Below are 4,244 nucleotides of genomic sequence, written 5' to 3' on the forward strand. Positions count from 1 at the left end.
CATCTGATCCTCCGTAGTTTTTGCAAACATAAAGAATCATAAACTACTGAAATCGCTAAACTTAATTTTCGGTCGGGCTCTAAGAAATCCCGTTTTTTATGAAGGATGAATTGGAAATAAATACCAATTCTTTCTCTTTACGGAATTTCTTGTTTTGACCATAAAAGTATTTGTCTATGAGAAAGAAAAATGCTTCACGAAGTACATGCCAGGTCACAAAAACTGAATGCCCTGTACAAGGCATTCATGTTGGGTGCTTCCACGATTGTGATTGCGCTCGCTTCTTCTGCGTCCCGTGCAGAGACCGTTGAACATATCTATATCGAACCCGGTGACAGCTACGAGTTACGGGACGGCACGCTCAATGTCCTTACGCCAGAGACAGCCCCTAACTATCCTTATTATTACGGCACCTCTATTTATGTAATGGGTGGCACACTGAACATCATCAACTCTGATGTGACAGTTACAAATCTCTCCGATATGGGCGCCGCATTCCGTGTTGTATCGGGTGGTAGTGCCACTATCATCGGCAATGACCGGGAAACCTCGGCACTCACGGGAACCGGCAATACCGCCAGTGTTGTCGGCGGTTACGGATCTGCCGCCTATATTGAAGAAAATTCCCAGGCGCATCTGGAAAATCTGACGCTGAGCTCCTTCAGTCACGGTCTCTACGTCAATAGGAATTCTCGCGCCGTAATCAATCATAGCGTGATCAATGTTGGGAGCCATAACGATACTGTAGGACTCTATGCTTTAAGCAACAGCCAGATTGACGCTGATGACGTCCACATCACGACCAAAGGCGCCTGGGGGATCCATAGCAGTTGGGGTAGCAATCTCAATTTCCATAATGGCAGCGTCTATACGCAGGGTGACATGGCTCATGCTGTTGTTTCATCTTCAGACGATGCTTTGATCAATATTTCCAATACGGACATTGAAACCGAAGGCGTCACTGCGCTTGGTCTGTACGCTTACCTTAGTGGCAAGATCAATGCATCAAATGTCCATATCGTGACGTCTGGTGCGTATGGCTACGGTCTCCATAGTCAGGGCCAAGGCCATCTGACCGTTACGGATGGCACAACCATCAGAACGTCCGGCTCTGAAGCCCATGGCGCGCTGATTGCCTATAATAACACCATGAATATCAGCGACACTATTATTCAGACCAGTGGTGAAGGGGCTGCCGGCCTTGCCATGGTGAGCCACAACCATGACGCCAAAAAGCAGAGCAACCTGTTCGATGTGAAGGATTCCACCATCGAATCGGAAAAAGGGCCTGCCATGCTGGTGCAAGGTGGACTCAGCAACACTTTCAAGCTGAATCATGTCAAGGCATCAGGTGGTGGAGAAGCCCCGCTTCTGCTACTCAGCGATGTCTTCACAACCTCGCAGGTTGGAACAATCGATATTGATGCAACCGCTTCTACACTCACCGGCGACATTCTTGCCGAAAGTGGGACGGTTTCTGTTGATCTGAAAGATGGCTCCTCCTTGACTGGAGCAGCACGTCTGGCTTCCTCCGGCAATGTGGTTGAGCGGATTTCTGTCGATGACAGCAGCGCATGGTGGATGACCGGCACGTCGGTCGTAAACCAGCTTGACCATTACGGCACGGTTGGCTTCACGACACCGGCGGATAATGGCTTCAGGACGTTGACCGTCAATCATGATTATGATGGGCAGGATGGCCTGTTTGTCCTTTATACCCAACTTGGAGACGATAATTCCCTGACAGACAAGCTGGTCTTTCTGGCGACGTCACCGGAACGGCACAGGTTGAAGTCATCAATGCCAATGGTCTGGGCGGCCTGACGACAGAAGGCATCGAAATCATTCACATCGAAGGTGTGTCTGATGGTACGTTCAGCCTGATCAATGACTATGTCGTGGTAGGCGCCTATACCTATCGTCTGTTCAAGAACAATGCTTCTGGTACAGACCCTGACAACTGGTATTTGCGTTCGGAATATGATCCAACGGAGCCGACGGATCCAACCGATCCGACCGATCCAACGGACCCAACTGATCCGACCGATCCAACGGACCCAACTGATCCGACCGATCCGACGGACCCAACCGATCCGACCGATCCAACGGACCCAACCGATCCGACGGACCCAACCGATCCGACGGACCCAACTGATCCGATCGATCCAACGGACCCGATCGATCCAACCGATCCGGTTGATCCATCAAATCCGGGTGTAAAGCCGGAATATCATGTAGGCGCACCAGTGTATGAGGTCTATCCGCAGGCACTGCTCGGCCTGAATGGTCTGCCGACGATGCGACAGCGTCTGGGCAACCGCATGTGGATGGGCGCTGGCAACCTGCAGATTGCACAGGGCGCGGATGCCATCACGGCCTATGCTGACAGCATCGAATCCGGTGCACTGGTTGTGAGCAATGGCGTCTGGGGACAGATCGAAGGTGGCTATGGCAAGTACGCGACCCATGGCTCACTCACCGATACCGACTACAACCAGAGCAAGCTGAAGCTTACCATTGGTATTGATGGTATCCTTGGTGAAACGGCCGATGGCACCTTCATTGGTGGTCTGTTCGTCCATTATGTCCATGGCAAGACCAAGACCAATTCAGTCTATTACGCCGATGGCGAAATCACGACTGACGGTTACGGTATTGGCGGTACACTGACCTGGTTTGGCAATAATGGCTTCTATATTGACGGCCAGGCACAGGTAACGCGGTACAGCTCCGACCTCGTCACCTATGCACCGCATGCGCCGACCTTGGTCAGCGGCAACCATGCACTTGGTTATGCCGTCTCGATCGAAGCCGGACAGCGGATCAACCTGACGCCGGAATGGTCGATCACGCCACAGGCACAGCTTGTCTATTCGTCGGTCAATTTCGACTCCTTTACCGATGGCTTCGGTTCACGCATCGGACTTGACCGCGGCAACAGCCTGCAGGGCCGCATCGGCTTTACGGTGGACTATGAAAGGTCGTGGCAGAACGCCAAGGGTATGACCGATCGTATCCATCTCTATGGCCTGGCGAATGTCTACAATGAGTTCATCGACGGAACGAAGGTAGATCTTTCCGGTGTCACCTTTGCCTCGAAGAATGACCGTGTCTGGGGCGGCATCGGCGTTGGCGGCTCGTACAACTGGAATGACGACCAGTTCTCGATCTTTGGCGAAGCCAAGGTTGATACAAGCCTGAACAATTTTGGCGACAGCTATAACGTCAAGGGCAATATCGGCTTGCGCATCAAGTGGTAAGCCACTGAACAAGCCTGTGCGGTTGTAAAACCGCACAGGCAAAAATCAAAACCCCTCGTCTGATTGGGTTCAGACGAGGGATTTTTGCTTGCATTCTGGTGCGCTTCTGCAGGCGCCCGCATCAAGGCCGATTTGAGAGGCGCAAAGTGTCCCGATCTTCCGGCTGTCCTACCCGCCGGCCTTTTTATAGGCTTTCGGCGTTTTGCCAAAAAAACGTTTGAACACGCTGGTCAAATGCGCCTGATTGGCAAAGCCACAATCAACGGCAATCTTGGCCAGGGGCATGTCGGTCGTCATCAGCAGGTCACGCACCTTTTTTGCCCGATAGCGGATGACATAATGATAAGGCGTCATGCCCATGGCCTGCTTGAATCGTGCATGAAAGGTTGTCTTGCCAAGACCGCACAGCTCAGCCAGTTCATCAACCAGCACTTCGCGACCAATATGATTTTCCAGATACAGGTCAATCGCATTGATCTGGCTGCTGGTGAGTGGCTGGAAAGCCTGACCTTCCGACTGCTTGCGCGATATGGACGCATAATGGGTGATCAGTGTCGCGCATAAGGCCTGCTGCAGATAATTGATCTTGATGGTCGACTGATTGGCCGGCTCCGACAAGGTCTTCATGATCGACAGCAGCAGATCCCTGATCGCATTGTCCTGCACCATGAACACATGGGTAAAGGAAATATCATGATCTGCTGATCCGGTGATTTCCGCCAGAATGGCCTGCATCAGATCCGGGCAAATGAAGACATGCAGGAATTCAGCCTTGTTCAGCAGATAGCACTGACGTTCACTGAACCTGTCTGTAATGATGATCGCCTTTTCCTGAACAATGATCCGCTCTGCGGATGGTCCATTGCCAATCTGCATTGCAGCCTCGGTCAAAGGCATGCTCAGAGCCCGACCTAAAATTAAGTTGAGCGATTTCAGTAGTTTATGATTCTCTATGTTTGCAAAAACTACGGAGGATCAGATGAC

1 protein-coding gene and 1 pseudogene are annotated in these 4,244 nt (G+C 51.6%); one reads left to right on the plus strand and one right to left on the minus strand.

Features of this window, described 5'->3' with window-relative positions:
* Positions 1 to 1,581 precede the first annotated feature (1,581 nt).
* Positions 1,582 to 3,260, plus strand: a pseudogene (locus ACFO1V_RS04190) (autotransporter family protein).
* A gap of 168 nt (positions 3,261 to 3,428) precedes the next feature.
* Here the strand turns inward: ACFO1V_RS04190 and ACFO1V_RS04195 are convergent.
* The gene (locus ACFO1V_RS04195) at positions 3,429 to 4,157 is read right to left on the minus strand and encodes a helix-turn-helix domain-containing protein (protein ID WP_374834662.1); all 729 of its coding nucleotides are present in this window, start codon (positions 4,155 to 4,157) and stop codon (positions 3,429 to 3,431) included.
* Between the last annotated feature and the right edge of the window lie 87 nt (positions 4,158 to 4,244).

Source organism: Daeguia caeni (genome assembly GCF_042653845.1).
GTDB lineage: Bacteria > Pseudomonadota > Alphaproteobacteria > Rhizobiales > Rhizobiaceae > Brucella > Brucella caeni.